Origin of the sequence: Tianweitania sp., assembly GCF_032053605.1 — a bacterium.
Classification (GTDB): Bacteria; Pseudomonadota; Alphaproteobacteria; order Rhizobiales; family Rhizobiaceae; genus Tianweitania.
In genome coordinates this window covers 1-25,948 of the sequence record NZ_DAMBUH010000004.1, presented here as the reverse complement: position 1 = coordinate 25,948, position 25,948 = coordinate 1, and the positions used below count along the sequence as shown (strand labels likewise).

General features: G+C 61.4%; 23 protein-coding genes and 1 pseudogene. 13 read left to right on the top strand and 11 right to left on the bottom strand.

Features of this window, described 5'->3' with window-relative positions:
* The 4 genes from RTX98_RS01955 to RTX98_RS01940 form a co-directional block, all read left to right on the top strand.
* A partial coding sequence (locus RTX98_RS01955) for a hypothetical protein (RefSeq protein ID WP_312794202.1) occupies nucleotides 1-867 on the top strand: 867 nt, incomplete at its 5' end.
* A 183-nt stretch (nucleotides 868-1,050) separates the two neighbouring features.
* Entirely contained in the window at nucleotides 1,051-2,316 is a 1,266-nt protein-coding gene (locus RTX98_RS01950; protein ID WP_312794201.1) for an O-antigen ligase family protein, read from the top strand.
* A gap of 92 nt (nucleotides 2,317-2,408) precedes the next feature.
* The gene (gmd, locus tag RTX98_RS01945; protein ID WP_312794200.1) at nucleotides 2,409-3,392 is read left to right on the top strand and encodes a GDP-mannose 4,6-dehydratase; all 984 of its coding nucleotides are present in this window, start codon (nucleotides 2,409-2,411) and stop codon (nucleotides 3,390-3,392) included.
* A gap of 15 nt (nucleotides 3,393-3,407) precedes the next feature.
* Nucleotides 3,408-4,370, top strand: a complete 963-nt coding sequence (locus tag RTX98_RS01940; protein WP_312794199.1) for a GDP-mannose 4,6-dehydratase — start codon at nucleotides 3,408-3,410, stop codon at nucleotides 4,368-4,370.
* A gap of 25 nt (nucleotides 4,371-4,395) precedes the next feature.
* On the opposite strand, the gene RTX98_RS01935 is transcribed toward RTX98_RS01940, so the two are convergent.
* Together RTX98_RS01935 and RTX98_RS01930 are read right to left on the bottom strand one after the other, a co-directional pair.
* A complete protein-coding gene (locus RTX98_RS01935) occupies nucleotides 4,396-4,830 on the bottom strand; it encodes a hypothetical protein (RefSeq protein ID WP_312794198.1) in 435 nt (144 codons plus the stop codon).
* Complete coding sequence (locus RTX98_RS01930; protein ID WP_312794197.1) at nucleotides 4,823-5,974, bottom strand: glycosyltransferase; 1,152 nt, start codon at nucleotides 5,972-5,974, stop codon at nucleotides 4,823-4,825. The genes RTX98_RS01935 and RTX98_RS01930 overlap by 8 nt, the downstream gene beginning before the upstream one ends.
* A gap of 349 nt (nucleotides 5,975-6,323) precedes the next feature.
* Here RTX98_RS01930 and RTX98_RS01925 point away from each other — a divergent pair, with 349 nt between their 5' ends.
* Nucleotides 6,324-8,030 carry a DUF4214 domain-containing protein gene (locus RTX98_RS01925; RefSeq protein ID WP_312794196.1) on the top strand — a complete coding sequence of 569 codons (1,707 nt, stop codon included), beginning with the start codon at nucleotides 6,324-6,326 and terminating at the stop codon, nucleotides 8,028-8,030.
* 608 nt (nucleotides 8,031-8,638) lie between these two features.
* Here the strand turns inward: RTX98_RS01925 and RTX98_RS01920 are convergent.
* Nucleotides 8,639-10,279, bottom strand: a complete 1,641-nt coding sequence (locus RTX98_RS01920; protein WP_312794194.1) for a DUF4214 domain-containing protein — start codon at nucleotides 10,277-10,279, stop codon at nucleotides 8,639-8,641.
* A 299-nt stretch (nucleotides 10,280-10,578) separates the two neighbouring features.
* On the opposite strand from RTX98_RS01920, the gene RTX98_RS01915 reads away from it, so the two are divergent.
* On the top strand, nucleotides 10,579-10,962 hold the full coding sequence (locus RTX98_RS01915) for a helix-turn-helix transcriptional regulator (protein WP_312794193.1): 384 nt from the start codon (nucleotides 10,579-10,581) through the stop codon (nucleotides 10,960-10,962).
* Nucleotides 10,963-11,035: 73 nt separating this feature from the next.
* Here RTX98_RS01915 and RTX98_RS01910 read toward each other — a convergent pair whose 3' ends face one another.
* A complete protein-coding gene (locus RTX98_RS01910; protein ID WP_312794192.1) occupies nucleotides 11,036-11,842 on the bottom strand; it encodes a SapC family protein in 807 nt (268 codons plus the stop codon).
* A 146-nt stretch (nucleotides 11,843-11,988) separates the two neighbouring features.
* Between RTX98_RS01910 and RTX98_RS01905 the strand changes: the two genes are divergently transcribed.
* Genes RTX98_RS01905 through RTX98_RS01895 form a run of 3 tightly spaced genes read left to right on the top strand, consistent with a single transcriptional unit; the run spans nucleotide 11,989 to nucleotide 15,187 of the window.
* Nucleotides 11,989-13,158 carry a glycosyltransferase family 1 protein gene (locus RTX98_RS01905; protein ID WP_312794191.1) on the top strand — a complete coding sequence of 390 codons (1,170 nt, stop codon included), beginning with the start codon at nucleotides 11,989-11,991 and terminating at the stop codon, nucleotides 13,156-13,158.
* Nucleotides 13,155-13,967, top strand: coding sequence for an ABC transporter permease (locus RTX98_RS01900; protein WP_312794190.1), 813 nt, complete (start codon nucleotides 13,155-13,157; stop codon nucleotides 13,965-13,967). Before RTX98_RS01905 ends, RTX98_RS01900 begins: the two co-directional genes overlap by 4 nt.
* Entirely contained in the window at nucleotides 13,964-15,187 is a 1,224-nt protein-coding gene (locus tag RTX98_RS01895; protein ID WP_312794189.1) for an ABC transporter ATP-binding protein, read from the top strand. The genes RTX98_RS01900 and RTX98_RS01895 overlap by 4 nt, the downstream gene beginning before the upstream one ends.
* On the opposite strand, the gene RTX98_RS01890 is transcribed toward RTX98_RS01895, so the two are convergent.
* From RTX98_RS01890 to RTX98_RS01880, 3 genes are read right to left on the bottom strand one after another with little or no spacing between them, the layout of a single operon-like run.
* Nucleotides 15,188-16,279 carry an acyltransferase gene (locus RTX98_RS01890; protein ID WP_312794188.1) on the bottom strand — a complete coding sequence of 364 codons (1,092 nt, stop codon included), beginning with the start codon at nucleotides 16,277-16,279 and terminating at the stop codon, nucleotides 15,188-15,190.
* A 13-nt stretch (nucleotides 16,280-16,292) separates the two neighbouring features.
* Nucleotides 16,293-18,689: a glycosyltransferase family 4 protein gene (locus tag RTX98_RS01885; protein ID WP_312794187.1), complete on the bottom strand. Its 2,397-nt coding sequence runs from the start codon at nucleotides 18,687-18,689 to the stop codon at nucleotides 16,293-16,295.
* The gene (locus RTX98_RS01880) at nucleotides 18,686-19,240 is read right to left on the bottom strand and encodes a glycosyltransferase family 4 protein (protein ID WP_312794186.1); all 555 of its coding nucleotides are present in this window, start codon (nucleotides 19,238-19,240) and stop codon (nucleotides 18,686-18,688) included. Before RTX98_RS01880 ends, RTX98_RS01885 begins: the two co-directional genes overlap by 4 nt.
* 35 nt (nucleotides 19,241-19,275) lie before the next feature.
* Between RTX98_RS01880 and RTX98_RS01875 the strand changes: the two genes are divergently transcribed.
* Complete coding sequence (locus tag RTX98_RS01875; protein ID WP_312794185.1) at nucleotides 19,276-19,794, top strand: hypothetical protein; 519 nt, start codon at nucleotides 19,276-19,278, stop codon at nucleotides 19,792-19,794.
* On the opposite strand, the gene RTX98_RS01870 is transcribed toward RTX98_RS01875, so the two are convergent.
* Complete coding sequence (locus RTX98_RS01870; protein WP_312794183.1) at nucleotides 19,758-21,239, bottom strand: class I SAM-dependent methyltransferase; 1,482 nt, start codon at nucleotides 21,237-21,239, stop codon at nucleotides 19,758-19,760. The two genes, RTX98_RS01875 and RTX98_RS01870, sit on opposite strands and share 37 nt — an antisense overlap.
* Before the next feature lie 72 nt (nucleotides 21,240-21,311).
* Nucleotides 21,312-22,490 carry an alanine--glyoxylate aminotransferase family protein gene (locus RTX98_RS01865; protein WP_312794182.1) on the bottom strand — a complete coding sequence of 393 codons (1,179 nt, stop codon included), beginning with the start codon at nucleotides 22,488-22,490 and terminating at the stop codon, nucleotides 21,312-21,314.
* Nucleotides 22,491-22,671: 181 nt separating this feature from the next.
* Here RTX98_RS01865 and RTX98_RS01860 point away from each other — a divergent pair, with 181 nt between their 5' ends.
* On the top strand, nucleotides 22,672-23,457 hold the full coding sequence (locus tag RTX98_RS01860) for a GGDEF domain-containing protein (protein ID WP_312794181.1): 786 nt from the start codon (nucleotides 22,672-22,674) through the stop codon (nucleotides 23,455-23,457).
* Nucleotides 23,458-23,547: 90 nt separating this feature from the next.
* Nucleotides 23,548-24,009 (top strand): MaoC family dehydratase, encoded by a 462-nt coding sequence (locus RTX98_RS01855; protein WP_312794180.1) that lies wholly within the window; start codon nucleotides 23,548-23,550, stop codon nucleotides 24,007-24,009.
* Nucleotides 24,010-24,018: 9 nt separating this feature from the next.
* On the opposite strand, the gene RTX98_RS01850 is transcribed toward RTX98_RS01855, so the two are convergent.
* Both RTX98_RS01850 and RTX98_RS01845 read right to left on the bottom strand, forming a co-directional pair.
* Nucleotides 24,019-24,993, bottom strand: coding sequence for a nitronate monooxygenase family protein (locus RTX98_RS01850; RefSeq protein ID WP_312794179.1), 975 nt, complete (start codon nucleotides 24,991-24,993; stop codon nucleotides 24,019-24,021).
* 13 nt (nucleotides 24,994-25,006) lie between these two features.
* Nucleotides 25,007-25,672, bottom strand: coding sequence for a TetR/AcrR family transcriptional regulator (locus tag RTX98_RS01845; RefSeq protein WP_312794178.1), 666 nt, complete (start codon nucleotides 25,670-25,672; stop codon nucleotides 25,007-25,009).
* Nucleotides 25,673-25,754: 82 nt separating this feature from the next.
* Here RTX98_RS01845 and RTX98_RS01840 point away from each other — a divergent pair.
* Nucleotides 25,755-25,948 (top strand): annotated as a pseudogene (locus tag RTX98_RS01840) (acetyl-CoA C-acetyltransferase); the annotation flags it as partial.

The window sequence follows — 25,948 nt, the reverse complement described above, 5'->3', positions numbered from 1 at the left end:
GAACTCGCCCGTGCCCAGCTTGCCGCTGATCACCAGTCGTCCGAACTCGTCGGGATCAATGACGATCATCCCGCTGACGGTATCGTTGCCGTAAACACGCATCATGAAGACGCTGCAATTGTTGCAGTGACGGAAGACGCGGCGGCGGATGCGCCGTCTTCAGGAGCCGCGCACGCGGTCGCCCTTGAACACGGCACGGTTGATCTCAGCCCCAAGATCCAGATCGCCATGCACACGGCAGCGATCGCAGCACCTGCGGAACAGGCCGCCGCGGCGCCGGACCATTCCACGCCTGAGACGATCACACCGCAACCTCAGGCCCCCCAGCCGCATGTTGATGACGACCACCACGCGGTTGCGTCAAGCGGTGGCACGACCGTTCCTGCCTCGCAACCCACCGTTTCTTCCGATGCCAACGCCAGCGTCAGCACCCCAGCGTCCACCACGCAGGAAACGGCCACGACAACCAGCCTCGCCGCCCGCGCCGTTCAAAGCCTGTTGAGCGAAACGGCCCTGCCCGGTCTTGCCCCTTCTGTCATCGATGACGGCGACGTCGCCGCCCTGCCGGTCGGTCTTGGCGACATCACCATCGCCGATCTTCCCGATCTCGACACAAGCGTGGCCCTGTTCCGCGAAACGACCCTGACCGGCGACCTGCTCACCGACACGATCATCGATTTCATGGCTCGTTTCGGCAGCTACGACGTGGAGTTTGCGGACGGACGCGTGTTGATCGAGCAGCATGATACGGCTTCGCTCAGCTCTGATCACATCGGGATCTGGACCAACATCATGGAGGATGGCAGCGCCATTTCCGTGATCGGCCACATCGATCTCGTGACGGACGTGACGACCAGCCTCAGCTAGAGCTGGGGTGCCGACACACTTCGCTCTGTTGTTCGGCCGCCTTCTTCGCTAAGGCATTTCACACGCAGCAGATGATCCGCCTTCCAGCGGGTGTACTGCAACGATGTGGCTGCCGTGGGAGCGCCGACAATTTTTTCGTTCAAACCTGTTATCGCGCAACTGCGAGGTCCAGCGGCCTTTTCCATGGCCGCCGTTCTCATCTGTCTTGTCACGGCCTCGGCCGTCTGGGTGGAAAGCGATGCCTACCGCTATAGCTGCGGCGTCCTGATCATCGCAGCGCTCGTCGATTATTGGCGAACGCCACAAGCCGCACGGCCATCCATCGGCTGGGGCGGCTTGGCCTGTGTGATCTGGGCTCTTTATGTCGGGCTGCGCTATGGCTGGGTCTTCTTCAGCGTACCCGGAAAGCATGGCTCCGCCGAAGGCATCTACCTCTTCCCGCTGCTCTTTCCCACGATCGGCTACGCCTTCTTCCGCATCCGCAACCGCCTGGCCGGCCTGGCCGACTTGTTCATGCTGATCAGCCTTGTGCTGCTCGGCACAACCATAGACTTGCACCATGTGTTCGATGGCGAGCGGACGCCCTTCCTGTTCCAGAACAACACAATCCACGCTTCCGTCGCTGCCGGCCTCATCACGATCTGCGCGCTGGCCTATGCTGAGAACGCCTACCGAAACCGCGCGAACCAGCGTCCGCTTGAACAGGCGCTCCGCCTGACACTTGCCTTGGCTGTGATCGCGCTCTGCTTGCTCGGCATTTATGGCGCCAAGTCGAAGGGCGTCTGGCTGGCACTTGCTCTGTCCGTGCCTATCCAGGCGCTGACGAGCCTCGTGCATCTGCCGCGAAAGCAGGTGCTTGTAGGGGCATCCATCGCCTTGCTGGGCTTGGCCATCATCCTGTTCATCGCCAGCGCCGGCATCATCCGTGAGCTTGCCCCGGTGACGGCAAGCGGTCTGGCCCTATTTGATGCGACGCTGCTGGATGGCGTTGGCGCCGTTCGCACAGCCATTGCGCAGGGGTCCGTGCCCTTCTCCTTCAACGAACGCCTGATGCTCTGGATGAATGCGCTCGAGATCATCACGGCGCATCCCATCTTTGGCGCGGGCGTCGGCTGGCAGCGCATATGGGCCACGACGACCTACGCCTCGGTGCCCTACAATCTCATGCATAATGGCTATGTCGAGATCGCCATCCGCTATGGCCTAAGCGGGCTCGCCTTCTTTGCAGCCCTTTATGCCGCCTTTGCCTGGTGGATCCTGCGTGCATGGCAAAAGAGGCTGCTTGGAACGGTGGAGGCGAAGGTCTGGCTGTTCGGCATTCTGTTCTTTGCCGTGACCCTGCTGACCAACTCTAATAACCGGCTCGCGATCGGTGAATCCTTCATCCTGATCACTGCCGGATTCGCCTTCTACGCCTACTACCTTGCGCAATTAAAGGTTGCAAAATAGGTTTCCTTTATACTACTTGAAGTTGAGTATGGTGCGATGGCATAAGCCGTGCAGCCGTCTTCTTGTCGAAGACCTTCAAGTGGAGCATTGCCTTGTCGAAGAAAGCGCTCGTTACGGGCATCACCGGCCAGGATGGCGCCTATCTTGCGGAGCTTCTGCTGCAAAAAGGCTATGAAGTTCATGGGCTTGCCCGCCGCTCCAGCAGCTCGGACGTCAACCTCAGCCGGCTGGAGTGGCTGGGTATCGAGCGTCAGGTTCGCATCGTTGACGGTAATCTTCTCGACCTTTCGGCACTGATCCGCACCATCCAGAATATACAGCCTGACGAGGTCTACAACCTGGCCGCGCAGAGCTTCGTTCATTCGTCCTGGCAGCAGCCGATCCTGACCGGCCACGTCACCGGCATCGGCGTCACCAATGTGCTGGAAGCCGTTCGCACTGCCCAGCCGAAAGCCCGCTTCTACCAGGCCTCTTCCTCGGAAATGTATGGCCGCATCCGCGAGCCCATGCAGAGCGAGCAGACGCCGTTCTACCCGCGTTCGCCCTACGCAGTCGCCAAGCTTTATGGGCACTGGCTGACGGTGAACTACCGAGAAAGTTTCGGCATCCACGCCTCCAGCGGCATCCTGTTCAACCACGAGTCGCCGTTGCGCGGCATTGAGTTCGTGACCCGCAAGGTCACCGACGCGGTCGCCCGCATAAAGCTCGGCACGCAGAGCGAGTTGCGGCTCGGGAATATCGACGCCAAGCGCGATTGGGGCCATTCGCGCGATTATGTCCGCGCCATGTGGCTGATGCTGCAGCAGGAAGAACCGGACGATTACGTCGTCGCTACGGGCCGCACGTCCACCGTTCGCACCATGTGCGAGATCGCCTTCGATCATGCTGGCCTCGACCTTGACAAGCATCTGGTGATAGATCCAGCTTTGTTCCGCCCGGCCGAAGTCGACGTCCTCCTTGGCGATCCAACCAAGGCAAAAACCAAGCTCGGCTGGGAAGCGGAGATCACCATGGAAGACATGATCCGTGAAATGGTGGACGCCGATCTAGAACGCTGGAAGCGCAAGCTGCGCTGACGCCGAAAGGACCTCATGACCCGGCATCGGCTTCTCGTCACCGGTCTGCAAGGCTTTGTCGGCACGGTTCTCGCGCGCCGCGTGCGGGAGCGGCCGGATGCGGCTGACATCACGCTTGTCGGTCTTAACGCTGACGACGAGCCGATGGTTGACATCCGCGATGCCGATGCGGTGCAAGCCGTCATCGAACGGATAGAGCCTACCGCCCTGATCCATCTGGCCGCCATCGCCTCCCCTCGCGATGCCGCCAACGATCCGGCAGAAGCCTGGGCCGTCAATGTCATGGGCACCTTCAACCTCGCCTATGCGCTAGGCAGCCACGCCCCCGATGCCCGCTTCATCTTCGCTGGCAGCTCGGAAGCCTATGGCGCAACCTTCGCCAGCCATCCCGCCCCCCTGCGGGAAGACGCGCCGTTCCAGCCGACATCTGTCTACGGCGCGACCAAGGCCGCAGCGGATCTGATGCTCGGCCAGATGGCGCGCGAGGGCCTCCACGCCATCCGCTTCCGCCCCTTCAACCACACCGGCCCCGGCCAAGCCCCAGCCTATGTCGTTTCCGCCTTCGCCCGCCAGATCGTGCGTATCGAGCGCGGTTGGCAGGAGCCAGTGATGAAGGTCGGCAACCTGGAAGCCGCGCGCGACTTCATGGACGTGCGCGATGTAGTCGACGCCTATCTCATTGGTGCAACTGGTCAAAACGCGCAAAATACCGGCGCCTTCAACCTCGCAACCGGCGCGCCCGTCGCGATCCAGACCATCCTGGACATGCTCATCGCACTGTCGAACAGCACCATCACCGTGGAGCAGGATCCGGGCTTGATGCGACCGAGTGAGATCCCAGTTGTTTCGGGTGATGCTTCCGCAGCGCAGGAAGAGTTCGGCTGGAAGCCGGTTGTTCCCTTGGCAGAGACATTGAAGGATGTGCTCAATCACTGGCGCGCGGTGGCGGATGCCTCGCCGGATGCGTTGCGGTGGTGACTGCCAAGCCTTTGATCGGAATGGATTAAAGGCTACTTGCCTGCAATTCGCCCTGCCAAGCTTCCGACCGCAACCATGACGGCTGTTCGGCATCGCGGTTGATGGCATTGCCTTCATGGGCGCGCAGGATGGCGATGCACAAAGCGAGGGCGGCGCTCTTTCCCTTGCCGCGATAGGTGTTGTGCGGCCAGCCGATTTCGGCGCGCCAGAACTCAGTGGGCGGGTTCATCAAGCCATTGATCGACATAAAAAAATGCGGTTGACTGTCGGCCAGAACGAGCTTCATTAGGGCGGTGGCGGCGTCGAGGGAGAGGACCGGATTTTCGGAGCCGACGCTATGGAATGGCGGCAGGCCGAAATGACGGTGGAGATCGACGCCGAGGTCCCACATGCCGTTCAGCTGAGCAGGGTTCGCGGCCTCTAGTCTTAGGTCTAAGTCTCTGATTTTGTTATCAACCATGGCGGACCTGTTGGAGGCTTTGGGGCTGAGATGGCTGGTGTTTTTGTGGTTCGGCGGGGATGTTCAGGAGCTTGCGGTAGAGGGCGCAATAGCCGTCGACCATCTTGTCGGCCTGGAAAAGGGTCATGGCGCGGCGGTGCGCGGCGGCACCTAGGCGGGCGCGTAAAGCTTTATTATTCCAAAGGGTTAGCATGGCATTGCCGAGGGCTTCGGGGTCGGCGGGGGGGACGACGAGGCCGGTCTGGCCGTCGCGATTGACGTAGCTGGTTCCGGTGCCGATCTCGCATGAAATCAATGGCTTACCGGCAAAAGCGGCTTCAAGGAGGGCGATTCCGAAGGCTTCGGAGCGCAGATGCGAGGGGAACACGAAGGCTTCGGCGCGGGATAGCAGAGCGGCTTTCTCTTCGTCGCTGACCGGGCCGAGAAGCGTAACGTTTTCAGGGACTTGTCCGACAGGAGTGCCGCCGGCGATCACGACTGGGAGGCCGGTTTGGCGGGCGGCTTCGAACAGGAAAGGCAGGCCCTTGTAGTAGCGGGGGGCGCCGACAAACAGGAAAAACCGGTCTGGGAGCGGAAAAAAGCGGAAATTTTCGCCTGTTTTTTCCGGTTTTCCGCCGCAGGACGGGTTAATTCCGAGCGGAATCACCGAAGTTTTTCCGGAAAATCGCGACAGGACGGGGCTGGTCGCGAAATATTGCGGAGAGGTCGCCACGATGTGGTCGACCGATCCGAGGAAGCGGTTCATGAGGGGCTGGTAGAGCCTCAGCAGGGCCGTCTGCTTCACCACATCGGAATGGTAGGTGACGACACTCGGCCGCCCTCTCCCGCCGGCATGAAGATGCCAGAGATCCATCATCGGCCAGGGGAAATGGTAGTGGATGAGATCGGCGGCTTGCGCGAGGTCGCGAAACTGGCTGGCGGCGGGGAAGGCGATGGGGGGGGAGGCGATGTCGAGGGTGGCGCTTGCCTGATGCACGCGGTGGTTGCCGATGGTGATGGGCTCGGCTGATGGCGTCTTGCTCAGCGTGAACACATCGCTCGCAAAACCCCGCCGCGCAGCACCCTCGGCGATCTCCCAGATCACCCGCTCCACGCCACCGAAATTGTCCGGCAGATAGGTCTTGAAGACGTGCAGGATCTTCATGCGTTCCGCGCAGTGACATCGACAGATCGGAGCTGGCGATTGCGGGCAGCGGATTGTGCCGCCTACTTCTAATGGTTGTATATTACAACCCGGAGTTGACTTCAACGGTACGGCTGATGTTCGTCCAGAAAGTTCGCCTTTCAATCGAGCAAGCTCATCAGGATCTTATGGTGAGCGACACACAGATCATCGGTGAGCTGGGCAACGCCATGTAGAGATTTTCCAAATCGGCATAAAGCATATGTCAATCATAGGATGTAAATCAGTTTTATGATTACAATCTAAGGTTCTAACATTTTCCCTGTGTTGAAGCAGATGCGCTGCTGGCGCGCGCAAGGGAGATTGTGGAATGGCAACGATCCAAGGGATCTATATCGCGCTGTTCGGCCGCCCGGCCGATCCGGCGGGACTTGCTTACTGGGAAGCCGAAACCAAGGGCGGCACGGATCTGTCGGGCCTGATCGGCCGCTTGACGCAATCGGACGAATATCTCGACCGGTTCGAGGGTCAGTCACCGGGAGAAGCCATCAGCACGATCTACCAAGCGCTGTTCGGGCGCGAGCCGGACGCGGCCGGCCTCGCCTTCTTCGTGGACGCGCTTGCTTCGGGTTCGCAGACGATCGAAACGATCGCCATCAACATTCTGGACGGCGCGCGCAACAACGACGCGGCCATCATCGAGAACAAGGAAGCGGCAGCGGACTTGTTCACTGCCAGCCTCGACACGCCCGAGGAAATCGCTGCCTATACCGGCGATGACGCCGCCGATGCCGGCCGCGCCTTCATCAGCCAGGTGACGGCCGATCCGGCTTCAGTGCCGACGCAGCAAGAAGTCGATCAATCCATCGATCAAGGTGTGGTGAACCCGCCCGAGACACCCACGCAGCCGGAGCCTCCTATCGGCGGAGGTGGTAGTGGGGGCGGAGGCGGGGGAAACCCTGGCGACGCTTATGCAGGACGGATCGTGTTGCTTGATGCAGATGGTTCGTCCAGGGACTTTTCATCCCTTCAAGCGGCGGCGGATGCCGCCCATGCCGGCGCGACGATCTTGGTGGGTCGCGGAACCTATACGGGTGAAGTCCGCATCGGTGTTGCAGATCTCACGATCTATGGCGCCAATTATGACACGGCTGGTGATGGCACGCGCGAAGCCGAGTCCGTCATTGAGGGCGGGTTCAACATCCTGAACACAGCGCAGGGCTTGAAGCTCGTTGGCTTGCAGATCGTCGGCAACCTGACGGGACCGAACACGGAAGGCGCGGCAATCCTGAACCGGGCTGCCCAGGTCACGATCGAGAACAATGTCATTCATGGCGATGGTTCGGGATCGTTGACAGGGATCGTCAACGCGACCAACGCCGCAGACCTAATCGTGAAAGACAACCTCGTTTCCGGCTTCGAAGATTTCGGCATTTACGTGAACCGGGTGGCCAATGCCGGCGACTCTGCCACCGTCATCGGTAACGCTTTCAGTGACATCAGAGGGGCGCAACTGGTTCTAGAAGCGAACTCTGCCGGCGACCTGAGCGGACAGAATGTGACGGACAACGTCTTCTTTGCCGCGCAAAGCGAAGGCGACATTCGGGTTTCTGTGCGAGCAGCCGCAGTCGTCGATCTGACCGGATTCGACGGCAATGGCTTTTCCAATGGCTCGCATGGCGACCTCACGATCAACGTGAAGGACGGCAGCACGGTGACAGGCACGGGTTTCGATGATCAGATACGAGTAACCTATCATACGGCCAACACAGCCGACGCCGACACGATCCTGAACGGCGGCGCAGGAAACGACCTTCTGCAAGGCGGCGGGGGCGATGACCAGTTGTCGGGTGGAACGGGCGCGGACCGGTTCGTTTTTGCACCCGGCCGGTTTGGAGACGATCGCGTTCTGGACTTCACCGCCTCGGACGGCGATCTTCTCGATCTTGGCGGCCGGGCTTACACGGTGGCTGATGGTCCAGTCGATATTGTCCTGACCGTACAAGATGCCAATGGCACAAGTACCATTACGCTTGTGGGTGTTGCCGATTTCGAGACGAGCTTCATCGCTGTGTAGCTTCATCGCGCATGAACTTCTTTCAAGCCCCGCTTATGCGGGGCTTTTTTCTTGCTCATCGACAGCCAGCAAGCGATCTATGAGACCTATTGCGGACTAGAACGATCTCTTTTGAGCAACCGCTGACCTATCGCAAGGTAAGCTCACGGAATCAAATTAGGAGTATCTTAAATCCACTCGGAAGCTTCCGTAGCTGGTGCATGTTGTTTGTCAAGATAGATAACAAGTTCTTTATACATCTTGCGGTTGGTTGCCGGTTTTCTGCGACAAAGGATAGAAAGCCTCGCAGGAGGGCTTCCTTGAATGAAAAGGTCTTACACGCGGTTCGATGTTCCCACGACTGACGAGAAGCTAGACTACATCGCTTGCCTCTTGCGTTCGCTGAGCGAGCTCGCGACGGGACGGGAGCTACGTGAGCTCCGACTTTACCTTGAGATGGCTGCTATCGAGGCTAGAGATGTTAGGGATCATCTGCAGAGCGACCATCACTTGAGATCAGGTCGTTCAATGCTTTCTGCAAACGAGCAGAAAGCATCATAGTCAGCTAGGCTTTAAATAAAAAACCCGCCGTCCGAGGACGGCGGGTTCGTTTTGCAAGTTAATGCAGCTTAGTGGACGAAGTTTGCGTCCGGCAGCGCACCCGTGTAACCGGTGAGCTGAACAAGGCCGTCGCCAGCGTCGAAGCCCGCAGTGCCGTTGTCAACGTAGACGTAGGTCGAGCCCTGATACTGGAAGATCGCATAGCCAACGCCATCAGCAGCCGTCGCAGCACCAACGGCTGTCAAAGCATCCGTGAGTGTCGTCGCAGTCGTGATCGCATTGGACTCAGCGACGTTAAACGTTGCTGCGTCACCGGTGACACCAAGATCAAGCAAATCATTAGCAGAGAAGTCTGTGATTTTGATCACGTCTTCCAAGATAGCTGCATTTGTGCCGATAGCGTTTAGGTTGGCGAGCCCAACAGAGTTGAACACGTCAACGCCGGCACCGCCGGTGATGACCGTACCTTCAGCAGTCGCAGTCAGGTTGAAGACGTCGTCGCCTGCACCACCGATAACCGTTGTGGTCTCGTTGCCGGAAAGCGTAACCGTGAAGTCGCCGCTAAGAGCGGAAGCATCGACCCGTACAACATCGTTGCCCAGCGCAGTGCTAAGGGTCACGTCACCCGTTCCGGTTACGGTCAGGTTCACGAGATCAGCGTCGGTGACAGCCAGCGTAGCCTCGGTCGTCGTGGACAGGGTCAGGTTTTCGATGCCATCAACCGCCACTGCACGGGTCACGGCGTTTGCATCGAACGAAGCGACCGACAAGGTTGCAGAGTCATTGGTGCCGCCAACATCGCTGAACGTGATGGTCGTTGCGCCGGTGCCGCTGCCCTGCAAACCAACCGTACCGGTAACACTGAGGCCGGAAACTTCAAGAGCATTGGCGGAGCCAACAGCCCAAACCTGCTGAAGGCCAGAGGTGTCGCTCAGATCGAGAGCACCAGTTGCACCGTTCGAAATCACGTTGAGGCGTTCAACTCCGACCAACGATGTCTCGGTCGTTGCGACAGCAGCAGCGACACCAACGTTGACTGTGTCAGAACCAAAACCCGTGTTGATATCGCCGGAAGCATCATAGTCTCCGATGACTCTGACAGTGTCGTTGCGGGCGCTGGCGTCGACAGTCGAACCAACCTCGCCGACAACTACGTCATCACCATTGGCAACATCGATCAGGTTGCCTGCGTTGCTTGCATCAACCACACCCTGCACAGCAGCCTGTGCCTGAGCAGCCGTAGGAACGGTAGCAGGGTCAGCCGTCACGGCGGAGAGGTAAGCGCGACCGGCAGCAGCGGCATCCGCACCCACGTATGATGCGATCTCGATCTGCGTGTCGACGTTCTGCGTGAACAGGTTGGCTGCAGCTACCTTGTTCGTGACGATGGTCAAATCCGCACCACGGGCACCATCGAGGATGTTGATGGCGATCGTGTTGATGTTCTGACGGCCCGAATTCAGCTCAGCCACGAAGTAGGCGAGGCCTGCGGCATCTGGATCACGACCATAGAGATCCTGGTAGATCTGAGTCACGATCTGGGCGTTGTTATAGCCCTGGAAGCGATCCTGATACTCGGCTTCACCAGCGAGGCTGTTGATCTGGGAGAGATCGCGGCCGCCATTGGTGATCGAGTTGAAATACTGCAGGCCGAGCGGATCGGCCGGACGCCCGAAGAGGGCGATGTAAATTCCCTGGATAGAGGCCATTTTGGTTCCCTTGGGTTGGCTTCACACGCCTGGAGCTCACCCAGCCCCCTCACGGGCCAGCTGTTGTAAAGCGCCAAGGCAGACACAAACTCTTGGTTGAGTCGGTGTATGGAAACTACGTACTTTTGGTTGCGTAACGAGTCAACCGATGCGTGTGGTATTATTTTTACTTTCTCCCTAGGGTTGTATTCCCCAGAAATGATGGGTATCGGTGGGTGCAAGAGCTGATGTTCCCTCAACGCCCTTCTGATCCAGGCGGGAACAGGACAGCGCACCTCGAACGAAGCGAGTACACGGAGATGTTCACCCACCCACAGCAGGGCGTTGCCCATGGAGACGTGCTGCGCCTGCGGCAGGAAGCCGGCAAATGGCTGAAGGGTTTGCGCGAGGCCGCCGGCCTGTCTCAGCGCGACCTCGCCAAGGTGGTGGGCATCGACTATTACACCTTCATCTCGCAGATCGAATCCGGGCGCGGCCGCGTGCCGCCGGCGCAGATGCGGGTCTGGTCTGAGGCGTTCAAGGTGCCTTCGCGCGACTTCGCGGTGACCCTGATGAAGTATTACGATCCGCTGAGCTATGAGTTGATCTTCGGCGACGAAATCGCCGTGACGGCGGCCGAACAAGCGCGCGACGAGCTGGAAGCGCGCATCGCCAAGCTCGAAGGTCTGATGGCGCGCCGCTGAGGCGTTTGGCGCGCGGGATGCGATCTGCAACCTGCGCGCGTGTTTGATCGGGTGCGCTCGGTTTTGCAGGCGCTCAGCCCTTCAGAAACGTGTTCCAGTCGATCTTCAGGGAGCCGTCGTCTTCGCTGAGGAAGCTCTTTTCGGGCACGGTCATGCGCTGTTGTTCGGCTTTCTGGGTCGCGGCGAGCAGGGTCGTCAGCATCTGCAGATTTCCGGCGGAGATGAGCTGGGCGTAGGCGATGGCAAGGCCGCCGCTTTGGCGCAGCTGATGCAGGGCGCTGGCATCGAGCGCGTTGAGGGCGGCTTCGTTGATGCGCAGCAGGCCTTGCACTTGGGCCGCACCCGCGCCCTCGCCCGTGGTGATCGGCCAGGGTTCGAGCAGGCCGGCACCTTCGATGCCGCGCACGGCACTGGCGGTGGCGGCTTCGGCCTGCTGCAAGGTAGACACAAACTCCATCATCTTGGCCGTTTCGGGCGCGATCTGGCCTTGGGCGTCGAAGAAGGGCGCGCCGGTTTCGCCGATCGCACTTTCGATCACCAGTCCGCTGGCTTCATCGACGCACAGCACGAACTTTTCCGCATCGGTCTTGGCCAGGCGGAAGGGGTGAGAGCGCAGGAGGGCTGGGGTGTATAGGGCCAGCCAGCGCCCGTTCGCGGCCACCATCAGGTTGCGGCCGGGGGTGAGGCCGAGCACGGCAACCAGGGTGGTGGCGTTTCCGGTTTTCACGAAAGAAAGCGGCAGCGCGCGGGCGGCGTGGCCGATCTCGGCATTGACGATGGGCACGATGTGGCGATCGGCGGCAAAGCGCATGTCGCGCGGGGCGAGCCATTTCTTGGTGGCATGGCGCTCGCGGGAGATCGGCCGGAAGTCGGAAGTCATGGGGCGAGCCTCGCTGCAACACTCAAAGCGCGCTTCCCTTACAACCGAGATTCCACACGAGCAAGCTCTACCAAAGGTTGCATTTGGAAGCCGAAGCGGTTAGGCTATCGGTGTTTCCCGCACGAGCCCGGATCCAGCCACATCCCATGAAAGTCATTCTTTCGGTCGAACCGATCCGCTATCCACTAACGGGGATCGGCCGCTACACACTGGAGCTGGCGCGCAACCTCGTGCAACTTGAGGCTGTGGAAGAGCTCCGCTATTTCAGTGATGCGGCCTTCGTGGACGAATTGCCGGATGGGGCGCAGGCGGCGAGCGCGACGGCGCCCGCTTCGCGCATGCTGCGGCTGAAGCGGCAGGTGGCGGCACGGCTTCCGTTTCTGCTCAACATCTATCGCCGACGCGTCGATACGGCGCGTCAGGATACGCTCGCCGGCAAGGGCGATTATGTCTATCATGGCCCCAACTTCTACCTGCCGCAGACGGACGGGCCGGCGGTGGTAACGATCCACGACCTGTCCGTGCTGAAGATGCCGGAGTTCCATCCGCCGGAACGCGTGGCGTTCATGACGCGCGAGGTCGAAGTGGCGATGATGCGCGCGACGGCGATCATAACCGTGTCCGACTTCATCCGGCATGAAATTGCCGAGCATTTTTCGATACCGCTGGAGCGCATTTTTACCACCAGCCTGGCGGGAAGCGCGGAATTCTTTCCGCGCGACGAACACGTCACCGCGCCGGTGCTTGGGACGCTTGGGCTGACGCCTGGCGGATACGCGCTTTATGCCGGTACGATCGAGCCGCGAAAGAATCTGGACCGGCTGCTGACGGCTTACGAGGCGTTGCCGATCGCACTGCGCAAGCGCTTTCCGCTGGTGCTTGCGGGCTACAAGGGCTGGAACAATGCGGCCGTTCATGCCCGCATCCGGCAGGCGACGGCAGAAGGCTGGGCGCGCTATCTCGGCTATGTGCCGGAAGAAGCGCTGCCGCATCTGTTTGCCGGCGCGCGGCTGTTTGCTTTTCCGTCGCTGTATGAGGGATTCGGGCTGCCGGTGCTGGAAGCGATGGCTTCGGGCGTGCCGGTGGTGTGTTCGGATGCAGCATCGCTGCCGGAAGTGGCGGGTAGTGCGGCGCTGATGGTTCATGCCGAGGATATTCCGGGACTGACGGCTGCGCTGGAGCGCGGGCTGACCGATGAAGACTGGCGCAAAGGGGCAATTGCGGCAGGGCTCAACCAAGCCGCGCGCTTCTCTTGGGCTCGCTGCGCGCAGGAAACGGCGGATGTTTACCGCCATGTGCTGGATCAGGCGGCATGATTCCGGCCGTCTCGCAGAGTTTCGGGCTGCAGCGCACCTGGGCTTACCGCTATTTCGTGCTGTCTTCCATCGCGACCGAGTTACGGCTGCGCGTGGTGGGGAGCCGGCTGGGTCTGGTCTGGCTGATCATCTCGCCGCTTCTGCAAGTCGCGATGTATGCGCTGATCCTGTCGACCGTGATGCGTTCACGTTTGCCCGGCGTCGACAACCGCTTTGCTTACGCGATCTATCTGCTGGCCGGCTTTCTCGCCTGGTATCCATTCACCGAGATTGTGACGCGCTGCGTGACGCTGTTTCTCGACAACGCCAATGCGCTGAAGAAGATCGCCTTCCCGCGCACGGTGCTGCCGCTGATCGTGCTTGGCAGTGCTGCCTTCAACAATCTGGTGATGATTGCGGTGACGGCGATCGCCTTCCTGCTGATGGGCCATGTGCCGTCATTGCAAGTGCTGTGGCTGCCGGTGCTGCTGATCGCCAATCTTGCTCTGGCGAGCGGGCTCGGGCTTTGCTGCGGCGTGCTCAACGTCTTTATTCGCGATGTCGGCCAGCTCGTGCAGATCGGGCTACAGTTCGGCTTCTGGCTGACGCCGATCGTTTATGTCATCGACATCATCCCGGCGAGTTATCGCTGGGTGATTGGCCTCAACCCGATGTTCTGGGTGCTGGATAATTATCATCGCGTGCTGGTTTATGATCAGCCGCCAGATCTCGCGAAGCTCGCCGCCGTCGCCGTGCTTGCCATTCTGCTGCTTCTGCTCGGGCGGTTCATGCTGCGGCGCTCGCAAGCCGAGATGATGGACACGCTGTGAGCGCGCCGCTTCTGCAACTGGATGGCGTCGGCAAGGCGTTTCGACGCTATGCGCGCGAACGGCATCGACTGATGCGTTGGTTCGGGCTGCCGATCCCGACACCGGAAGAGCGCTGGGTGCTCAGCGACATCAGCTTTCGGGTCTATCCCGGTGAAGCGATTGGCATTGCCGGACGCAATGGCGCGGGCAAGAGCACGCTGTTGAAGATGATCGCCGGCATCACGCGTCCGAGTGCCGGAAGCATCGCGCTTTCGGGCCGCGTAGCTGCGATTCTCGAGCTCGGCATGGGGTTCAGCGGCGAGCTGACGGGTCGGCAGAACACCTTTCATGCGGCCGGCATGATGGGGTTCAACCAGGGCGAAATCGAAGGCGCACTGGATGATATTACCGGCTTTGCGGAACTCGGCGCCTTCTTCGACCAGCCGATCCGCACCTATTCCAGCGGCATGCAGATGCGGCTGGCCTTTGCGGTGGCGACGGCCTTTCGGCCTGATATCCTGATCGTCGACGAGGCGCTGGCTGTGGGCGACGCTTATTTCCAGCACAAGAGCATGGAGCGCATCCGCCGCTTCCAGGCCAAAGGCACCAGCCTGATCCTGGTTTCGCACGACAAGGTGGCGTTGCAAAGCCTGTGTACCCGCGCGATCCTGCTCGATGGCGGGCAGATGGTGCGCGACGGAAATCCCGAAAGCGTGCTGGACTATTACAACGCGCTGATCGCCCAGAAGAAGGGCGAGACGATCACGACCGAGGAACTGGAAGACGGGCGAGTCCGCACGATCTCCGGCACGCGGCAGGCAGTGATCGAGAGTGCCGTGCTTGAGGATGCGGACGGCAAGCTGGCCGACACGGTGGCTGTTGGTACGACGGTGAGCCTCGTGGTCAAGGCGCACGCGAATGAAGCGCTGCCATCTTTGGTGCTGGGCTATGCGATCAAGGACCGGCTCGGGCAGACCTTCTTCGGCACCAACACGGCGTTCAGCGGCCAGATCATCGACGCACCGCAAGCGGGCGACACGGCAACCTTCCGCATCACCTTTCCGGTCATGCTTGGGCCGGGCACATACTCCGTCGCGCTGGCGCTTTCGGCCGGCGAAAGCCACTTGGACGCCAACTACGAGTGGCGTGATCTCGCGCTGATGTTCGACGTGGTGAACCTCGACAAGCCGCCCTTCGACGGCAAGATGTTCATGCCGCCAGTGATTACGGTTGAGCGCTAGTCACGCCTTGGTCGCGGCTTCGACATAGCGAGTGCGTAGGCTGAGAAATGGCTGTTCGATGACGGAATAGGACAGCCACGCAAAGGCCAGCGTCGCGCCGAGAAGCACAGCCGCATTGAGGGCAAGTGCGATGATGCCGGTGCCGCCAACAGAGCCGAAAAGCTCATGCGCGGTGAACAGGATCATGGCGTGCCACATATAGATCGAGAAGCTCCAGGCGCCGCAGGTCGCGAAAACGCGATCGAGCCGCTCGCCGAACGAGATGCCGCCGCGCACAAATCCGAGAATGACGCTCGCCCAGCATGCGGCTTCGATCGTGCCCCAGAGGATCCAGAAAGGCTGCTTCTGCTCCGATAGGAAGGAACTGGCGTAACGCGCCTGCACGCCGACCGCGACGATCGTTACGAGCGAAGCGACAAAGAAAAGTGTTCTGCCGTGGCGGGTCAGCCAGTCCTCCCGGCGATGGTAGGCGAGGCCTGCCAGCATGCCGATGAGGAACTGGTCGAAGCGCCCGACCAGCGTCGAATACAGCATCAGCTTGCTGTTTTCGGCTGCGAGATAAGCGCCCAGCTTGATGACCAGCATCATCAGGATGAGCTTGACGAGATATCCGGCGCCGCGTTCGCGCACGAACTGAGCGAGAAAAGGGAAGACGAGGTAAAAGGCGAACTCGACCGAAATGCTCCAGGCCGGCCCGGTGGCGAGATGCCAGGAGGTCGGCGGATTGCCGATATTGGTGACGAAGACATACAACAGATCGGTGGCAACGAAGCGGTCGCGATGGATCGAGATCGCAACCATGAACACCGTGAGAAACAGCGGCGCGATGCGCAACAGGCGGTTGCGCAGGAATTTGGTGTAGGCGATCGCCTCCCCTTCCGCCGCGATCGTCATGAAAATGAAGCCCGACAGCACGAAGAACAGGGCAACGCCGGTGTGGCCTTCGGTGATGAGGCCGAGCCAGGCATATTGGGGTAACGGAACCCAGCCGCCCTTGTACATGTGGAAGAAGTGAAAGGCGAAAACCAGCAGGGCTGCGAGCAGGCGGAGCTGGTCGATTTCAGGAATGTAGCGGAGATTGCGGGACTTCACCTTGCCTCCGGTCTCACGCGGATTTCGGGAGGACTGTGCTGGCCTGCAGATCGGCCAGGAAATTTCCAGCGATCGTTTCCCAGGAATAAAGCGCTTTGACCTGGTTCCGCGAGGCCGTCACCATCCGGTCCAAGGCACCCTGCTCGGCGCTTGCAAACCATTGCAGAGCGTCGCGCAAACCGTTGTCTTCCAGCAGCACGAAGTGCTTGCCGCTTTCGAAGCTCAGGCCACGCGCGCCGAAGGCGGTGGACAGGACCGGAATGCCGGATGCGAAGTAATCGAGCATCTTGAGGTTGGTGCCGGAGCCGGAGCGCATCGGGTTGAGCGCGACATGGGCGGCTGCGAGCAGGTCGTTACGCACGGCATTGTCGACCTGACCAAGCAGATGGACGTTGGCGGGCGTTGGCCGATCCTTGAAGGGCAGGCAAACGCTGCCGAGAACCACGAAGCGGATCGTCGGAAGCGTTTCCGCAACCGCGAGGATGTCTTCCAGCGCCTCGATGTTGGGCTGGTGCCAGCTGCCCATGAAGAGCGCGGTGGTCTGGCCGGCGAGACCGGTTCGGGATTGCAGATTGCGCCGCATGGCTGGCGACGTGAAAGGCACTTCGTCGAGCGCGACGCCATTCGGCACTTCGTGTAGGCGCGCGCGGGTGGGACCGTAGATCTCGCCGAGCCGCGTAAGGTCGCGCGTTGTGCAGGCGAAAACGTGCGAGGCGAGACGCCAGGCTTTGCCTTCCGCCGCTTGGACGATATCCAACAGGCGCTCGCCGGCGGGATGGTCAGCAGGCATGGCGCGCTTGAGGTCGGCTTCGACATTGTGCGCTTCAAACCAGAGCGGCTTGGTGTTGAGGGCCTGCTTCAAGGGTTCGACGAGATAGGGATGGCTGGCGATGCCGGCTACGCTCGTGGCGCAGGAGTCGGCGAGCGCTTGCTGGAAGTCCGGCGTCAGCCGGGAGGCGAAAGCGGCGGCGATATCGCCGACGGGCTGGTTCCCGACGGTTTGCGAAACAAGCTGCTCGGCGCGGAGGTGTGCCGCCGACTTGGCGATACGGAACTCGATCATGCCCGGGGCGATCTCGCGCGGCGGTGCCGATCTGTCATCGAGCGAGACGATGTCGATGTCGTAAGCATCGGCGAGATGCTTGTAGAGGTGGAAGATGCGCGATTGTCCGCCACCCATGGGCGGATAGACCGGGAAGGTGTTAGCGAGCGTGAGCTTAGGGCGGCGTTGGCGAAGAACGGTAGCGTTGCGGGTCGGTCGTTGCATCAAGCGATCGAACACGGACGACCAGCTAACGCTTGCAACCGCATCGCGCGCGGTTTCGCCCATGCGCCTGGTTTCATCGGGGTGGCCTGCGAGGTAGGCAAGCCGTTCGCCGAGCGCTTCGGGGGTCGGTGCGGTGACAAAGCCGGTTTCGTTGTTGCGTACAAATTCCGTCGGGCCGCCAGAATCCTTGACTGTGACCACCGGCTTGCCACTGCGCATGGCCTCGACCGTGATCAGGCCGTAATCTTCATCGCGCGGCACGAAGGGCACGGCGAGCGCATCGGCATAAAGGGCGGGCATGTCGTCGTCCGGTACGAAGCCGAGGAAGCGGATGCGCTGATCGCCCTTCGCCAGGTCTTTCAGGCGCGCTTCATCCGGGCCGGAGCCGGCGATCAGCAACGGGATATCCGCATCCACGAAGCGCATGGCCTTGATGATCAGATCGACGCGCTTAGGGCCGTCGAGCCGGCTAGAGGTGAAGAAGGTGTCTTGCCCGCCGCAGCGGTAATCCTCGCGATGCGGCGGGGGATGGAGGATGCTGACGGGGGCGCCGACCGGGAAGTAATCGCGCCGATCGGCGACCGTTTTGGAGATCGCGGCATAGCGCTGGATGCGCGTTTGCGACAGGCCGATGCCGTCGAGGAAATGCACGATTTCGCGCGCAAATGGGCCGGGAAAGGCGAAGACGATGTCGGGCACGTCGCTGGCGCGCAGGGCTTTGTAGCGCTCGAAGAACTCCGGCAGCAGTTGTTCATGCGCGCCATGGTCGCCTGCCATGTCGCGCATCCAGGCGACGAGCGTGCGGGCGCGGGTTGAGGTGATCGTGTCGGCTGAAGGCCCGCTATAGGTGTCGTAAAGGCCGCGCAAGCGGTGAAGCATGTAACAGACGTGGTTGGGATGCTTGACCATCCAGGCCGGATATTTGCCGGAAATGACGCAGTCATAGGCGCTGAGATCGAGCTCGGAGAAAGCCTTGTAGGAGGACACGAGGCCGTCCAGCGTGTCTTCCGGCGAGACGAGCGAAACGATGTCGCAGGTGTGCCGCGTGTTCTGCTCGATATGGTTTTGCAGGCCCCACCACAGGTTCTCCGCGCCGCCGATGGCGAAGGGGATGGGATGCGGGGTGACGATTGCGATCTTCATGCCGCGCGCGCCGATGGGTTGTTCTGGCCGAGCGCGCCGTCGAGCAGGGCATCCACCACCGGTTGCCAGCCGATCTGCATGTCTGCGTAGCGTTGGCGACCCGCCTGCCCCATTGATGCGGTTTTGGCGGGTTGATCGATGATCTGAGCGAGCGCGTCCGCTACCGCTTCGGGCGTCGGCGCGCAGATCAGGCCTGTTTCGCCGTCCACTACGAACTCTAGCGGGCCGCCGGAGTCCGTGCAGGTGATGACGGGCTTGGCCGAGAGCATCGCTTCCAGCGTGACATAGCCGTAGTCCTCGTCGAGCGGGCCGAAGAACACGGCCGAGGCATGGGCGTAGAGCGCGATCATTTCGGCGCGCGAAATTTCGCCGAGGAAGCGGACGCGGTCGGTGATGCCGAGTTCGGCGGCGAGGTCTTCCAGGAAGGCGCGGCGACCGCCGGTGCCGCCGAAGATGACCTGCACCGGTCGCGGACAGGCTGCGACGGCGCGCAGCAGCAGATCCTGACGCTTGAGGATTTCGAGGCGGCTTGGCGCGAAGATATAGGGCATGGCTTGCGCGCAATGGAACGCGTCGGCGTCGGCGGGTGGTAGAGCGCCTTCGAGGCGATGCCGTTGTAACGTTGGAGGCGTTGAGAAACGCGCTCGGCGATGGTGAAGACGGCCTTGGCGCTGCCGAGGCTCTTGTTGTCCGCCGCGATGATTTCGGCGCGCAAGGCATCGGTTTCCGCGTGACCCTTCGCCCAGCCATAGGGCGTATCGTAGAGATCGTAGGCGGGGCGGTGCTGATGCAGGAGCCAAAGCGCCTTGTTGGGATGCTCGATCAGATAGGCGGGGAATTTCAGGCAGATCAGGGCGTCGATCTGGCCGCCGTCGTAGCGAGAAAAATCGACCGAAGCGGCCTGGCGCATGGCTTCATGCGCGGCACCCGGCGGCTCGAAGTGGAAGGGGATGCGGATGCTGTGCAGGCTGTGGCCGGCGCGGCGGAAGGCGTCTTCCAGACCGGCGGCAAGGAACTCCGCGCCGCCGAATATGCCCGGCGTGTAAACGGTGGAAACGCCGATGCGCATCAGGAGGCGGCGTCCAAACGTGGCTTGCGGGCATAGATGGCGTAATCGGCCGGCTGGCGGAACCAGTCGTTCAGCTCGGCAGGCGCGAAGCCGCTTTCGGGCTGATCGAGGCGGCAGTCCTCATCGCGGCGGATAACGCGTACATCGCTGAAGCCACGGGTTTCTGCGATGAAGCGCAGGAAGTTGGGTGGCAGCGGCTTGTTGTGGGTGGGGTCGTAATGGAAGGTGCAGGCGCCGACGACGAGATTTTCCGGGTTGGGCGTTTCGAACAAGGCGAAGCCTTCAGGCGCCAGCGCGGCATAGGCGGCATCGAACAGCGCAACGAGATCGCGGAAGGCGAGATGCTCGACGATGTGGAAGCCTGTGACGGCGGCGAGGCTCCCCTCCTCCAGCCCGCGTAGATGCGCGATGGCGTCGCCTTGCCTTGCGTCGAGGCCGCGTCCCCGCGCTTCCGCGGCCATGGCGCCGTTGAGGTCGATGCCGCGTGCGATGACATTGGCGTCGCGCAGCAAAGCGAGCCACTCGCCGCGTCCGCAGCCGATGTCGAGCACGGTCCCGCCGGCTGCAACCGGTGGCGTTTCGCGGGTGAGATCGAGATAACGGCGCAGACGTTGGCTGATCAGGTCGGTTGAGCCGCGAAAGCGGTTTTCGAAGGCGACATAGAGACTGTCAAGCGAGGCGTCTTCGGCGGATTGCAACAGCGGCGCTTGCAGTGAAGCTGCGGGCAAAGCGCCCCTGGCGCTGTCGATGAAGGTTGTCAGCTGGCGTTGTTGTTCGACGAGCTGCCGCCGCGCCGAGGTGAGCTCTGACACGGCGTTGTCTCGGCTGTCGATCACCTCTTGTGTGAGCGCATGCGCCTGATCGGCCGCTTGTTCGGCTTCGATGACCCGCTGTTCCAGCTTCTGCAGGGAGCGGCGAACGCTGGAAAGCGATGTGTTGACGGCGGTCACGACTTCGCGCTGGCGGCGATCGCTGGAGGCGATGCGTCGTTGCAAGCGGCGCTGGCCATGCGGCAGCGACAGATAGGGCTTGAGACGGACAAGGATGCCGCCGATGATCGGCAGGCTCTTTATGCGGCCATAGCGAGAGCGTCCGTCGAGATCAGCGATCTGCACACCGCGCGCTTGGCCTTCCGGCGAGGCGCGGAGCGAACGCAGGACATCGGCCGGGCCGGTATGGCCTTCGCGCAGCACCGGCAGGTAATGGCTGAGGCCGGATTCGTCGATGTCGCGGCCGAGCACGGCGCGATAAGCGGCGCGCAGGAAGGCGAGCTCATCCATGCCCTCGAAGTCTTCCAGCGCGAACTGCTTGCGCTCGCTCGGGAAGACCTCGTCGCCTTCATCCAGGCTTTCAACGCGAACGACGCTGAGCGCACGGCGGTCCGCCTGGGCAGCGGGTGGTTCCACCGTTCCAAGCTCGGCGCGGATGCTCGCAAGGATTGCATCAATGTCACGCCGAGGTTCAGCCAGGGCTTCGCTCATCCGCCGAAATGCTCTCTTCTTAGGTCCGAAAATGCATTGGCGGCTTAGCGCGGGCTGAAACGAAACGCAACCCTAGGTAGTTAAATCCACAACCTGTAGTGCGGCCTCGATCGCTTGACCGGCCGACGTGGGGAAGCCCAGTCGGCTGAGACTACCGGCCAATGCGGAAAGCGCAGCGATCGCATGCAGCGGGTGCGCAGCCGGTCCCATATGGGCTACCCGGATGGCCCGGCCGGCTGTTGGCCCTCGACCGCCCGACACCAGAAGGCCGTAGCGGTCGCGCAGATCGCTGAGCAGGTCTGCCTCGCTGATACCTACGGGCAAGCGGACGACGGTTGTAGTGGGCGATGCATTCGCCTCTCTCGCCGCCCAGATCGACAAGCCAAGCGCTGCAATGCCGGCGCGGAAGGTGCGCGCCGTCAGGCCATGACGCGCCCAGACCGCCTCAGGTCCTTCGCCGAGATAAAGGTCGAGGGCTGCATCGAGGGCATTGATGTCGGCGATCGAGGTTGTGAACGGAAAGCGCTTGCCGGCCTCGCCTGCGTCTTCCCAATCAAGGATGCTGAGCACGGATCCGCGCGGCGCGGTTGGGTTGGCCCTCATCTTGGCCCATGCGCGGGTGCTGATGCCGAGCAGCGTCAAGGCCGGCGGCGTGCCGAGGCATTTGGCCGGACCGGTTACATAGATCGCCGCCCGGCAATCCTCTGGATGCGTATTCATGCCGCCGAAGGACGACACCGCGTCCACGATCAACAATGCGCCATGTTCGGCCACCACTGTCCCGATTGCGTTGATCGGGTTGATGGTGCCGCACGGCGTTTCATGATGGCAGACGGACACCACCGAGATCGACGGGTTGCGCTTCAGCATGTCGGCGACCGCTTGCGGGTCAATCGCCTGATCATCAGGCGTTTTCAAAGTGAGGACATCACGGCTGTATCGGCGCGCCCAACCGCCGAAGCCCTCGCCATAGGGGCCGGATGCGAGAATGAGAACCGTATCCTGTGCGGCGATCAGCGAAGCGGCGGCAGCTTCCAGTCCAAGGAGCGGTTCGCCCTGCAGGATAAGCGGCCTTGTAGAAAGACGCATGGCCTGCTGCAACTTTCTGACGATCCGCTCGTACTTAGCCTGATACGGCAGGTCGTAATCATACGGCACCTGTCGAGACAGTGCATGCAGCACCTCAGGATAAACCGGAACCGGCCCAGGCGTCAGACTGAGAACCGGTGGTTGATCTTGGGGGTAACGCATGGGCCGATCCTTGGAAGCGCAGGCAACACCATATAAGGCTCAAATCTCTTCGCGAAGTTCCCGGACCAAGGCAAGCCTATGGCAGCCCAGGCGGTTGAACCTCTCGCACTCCTACAACCCTTAGAAGAACCTTTTTAACGGTCGGCGCCCTTTAATCAGCTGACATGATCTCGTAGCGACCATGACCCTGCTGAACACCAAACGAAACGTGCATACATGGCCGCAGATCGCCCTGCTGACGGTTCTCGGCACGCTGCTGTGCATTGCGCTCGCCTTCGTCATCGACTGCTTTTCGTTTGAACATTGGCGCTTTCAATGGGGAACCGATCCCCAGAACAATGTGATCATTCCCGGCCTGGTCGCTCCGCCGATTTTGTTCTTCCTGCTGAGCCGAATGCGCGAACTGGCGATTGCCCATCGCGAGTTGCAGATCCTAGCCTCCACGGACGGGCTGACCGATTGCCTGACGCGCCGCGCCTTCACGACGCTGGTGGATGCCTATCTCGAACAGGTGAGCCAAGAGGACAAGCAACGTGGCGGCGCCCTGCTCGTGATCGATGTCGACTATTTCAAGCTGATCAACGACCAGTTCGGACATGACGAGGGTGATCACGCGTTGCGGGTCATCGCCGATACGATCAAAGGGTCGCTACGCGAGATCGATCTGATTGGCCGCATCGGTGGCGAGGAATTCTCCGTGTTTCTGCCGGGTGCCGCGCCGGAAGCGGCACGTTTGGTGGCCGAGCGCATCCGCCAAAGCGTCGCGCAAAGCCTGTTCGCACCCTTGGGCCAGCCTGTTCGAATGTCGGTCAGCGTTGGCGGAACGACGTTTGGCCGGCCGACGGAATTCAGCGAATTGTATCGTGAGGCCGATCAGCAGCTCTACAAGGCCAAGCGAAACGGCCGGAACCGCGTGCTGTTCAAGGCAGCCAGCCCGAAGACCGTCCCGCCCCTCCCTCTGCATTGAAGGCTCTGGGATCAGCGCCATTATGCTGCAGCGCACAACCCGTGCTAGGGTGAGTTGGTTCTATTTGATTTGAGACCGGATTTTTTCCTCATGCATATCGAGTACAAGAACTTGCCGGCATTGGTCGGTCAGGAAGTGGGCGTCAGCGACTGGGTTCTGATCGACCAGGACCGCGTCAACCGCTTTGCCGAAGCGACCGGCGACTTTCAGTGGATCCATGTCGATGTGGAGCGCGCGAAACGCGAGCGCGGCGGCACCGTGGCGCATGGCTACCTGACCTTGTCGCTCGTGCCGGGCCTGATCGAGACAATGCTGATCTATGAAGACGTCAGCCACACCATCAATTATGGCGCGGATCGTCTCCGCTTCACGGCGCCGGTGATGGTCGGCAAGCGGGTGCGCGTGCGCCAGACCATCAAGACGGTCGAGCCACGCGGTGGCGGCATGCAATATCTTGCCGAAATCAAGGTTGAGATCGAGAATGAGGACAAGCCGGCCCTCATCATGGACATGCGGATGCTGGTATTTCCCAGCGTAGCGCTTGCTGCTTAGAAACAGGGCTTAAGACAGCGCGACCTGTTCCACGATCGGCGCCGTCGACACGAACGGATCGAGCGCCGCATCGTTGATCGCGTCGCGATATTCGGCGATCAAACGCTTCACGAGATCGGCTGCTGCCGGAATGTCGTCGATCGCGCCGGTGCCCTGCCCGGCCGACCATACCGTCTTCCAGGCGCGTGCTTCGTTCTGCATGTCCAGCGTGCCGTGCGAGATGAGGTTGTCGGGATCAAGCCCGGCCGCCACGATGCTGGGGCGCAGGAAATTGGCGTTCACGCCTGAAATCGCCGGCGTATAAAAGATGTCGGCGGCGTTCGACGCGACCAGCATTGCCTTCTGCTCCTCCGACACCAGCGCCTCCTTCGTGGCGATAAAGCGCGTGCCGAGATAGGCCATGTCGGCGCCCATCACGCGCGCCGCCGCGATCTGGCGTCCGTCAGACATGGCGCCCGACAGCACGATCGTGCCGTCAAAGATGCTGCGAATTTCGGATACAAGCGCGAACGGGCTGAGCGAGCCAGCATGGCCGCCGGCACCGGCGGCCACTGCGATGATGCCGTCGACGCCGGCTTCCGCCGCCTTTTCGGCATGGCGCCTATTGATGACATCGTGAAAAACCAGGCCGCCATAGGAATGCACGGCATCCACCACGTCGCGCACCGCACCCAGTGAGGTGATCACCAGCGGCACCTTCTTCTGCACGGTGATCTTGAGGTCGTCTTCCAGCCGCGGGTTGGTCTTGTGGACGATCAGGTTGACGCCGAAGGGCGCGGCCGATGGTGTTTCGTCCAGGCGCGCCTGAATCTGGTCGACCCACTCGACATAACCTTCGCTGGTGCGCTGGTTGAGCGCCGGGAAGGTCCCGATCATGCCGGCGCGGCAGGTTTCCACCACGAGATCGGGTCCAGAAGTCAGGAACATGGGGGCTGCGATTGCCGGAATTTGCAGCCGGCCTTCAAAGCTCTGCGGAATGCCCATGCCCCGAACTCCCCTAATCGTCTATTGAATTGCTTTCCGATCGCGCCGCCAGGCCGCCGATCAGCGTTCCCACGCTATGCTCTGCAATTTCGCGTTTGGATAGGGGCCCGGCCGGGTCATACCAGCGCGAAATCCAGTTCAAGGCACCCAGTGCCGTAAAGGTCGTCAGCCTCACATCAGCCACGGCAATCGAGCCATCCGCCATGCCGGCTTCGATCACGCGGCGCACGATGGCGTCCGTATCGCGTTTTAGCGCCTTGATACGCGACAGACTTTCAGCCGACAGCGCGTGGTCTGGCGTGCGGCCAACGCAGGCGCCGAAGCCGTCGCTCATCATCATCGCATAATCGATCAGCAGCGCGCGCAGCCGCTGCAAGCCGTTGCCGCCCGCCTGCTCGGCTGCCTGCGCCGCTTGGCCAATTTCCTCCAGCCCGCGCTGCACGCAGGCAAACAGGATCTCATCCTTGTTGGCGAAGTAATGGTAGATCGTGGGTTTGGTGACATTGAGCGACAGCGCGACATCATCCAGCGACGTCGCGTGAAAGCCCTTTTCGTTGAAGAATTCCACGGCGCGCAGCAGCACGGCCTCGCGCTTCAACGCGCGGTTGATTTCGCGCTGCTCGGGCTTGGGCCAGGGAGAAACGTCGGGAGAGCGCTTCGCCGTTGAACCAGTCCGCATCAATCTTCCGAGCATTTGATATTTCTTGCGTCACGATTATACTGGCGAGTAAACAACGTCAAACATCTCAGGAGGACACGTCATGATTTCGTCGAGCGATCCGATCGTCATTGCCGCCGCCGCCCGCACTCCCATGGGCAGCTTTCAGGGCGAGTTGAAGAAGGAAACGGCCGTCACCCTGGGTGCCGCCGCGATCCGCGAAACCCTATCGCGCGCGGGCATCGACGGCGGCGACATCGACGAGGTCGTGATGGGCTGCGTGTTGTCGGCCGGCCT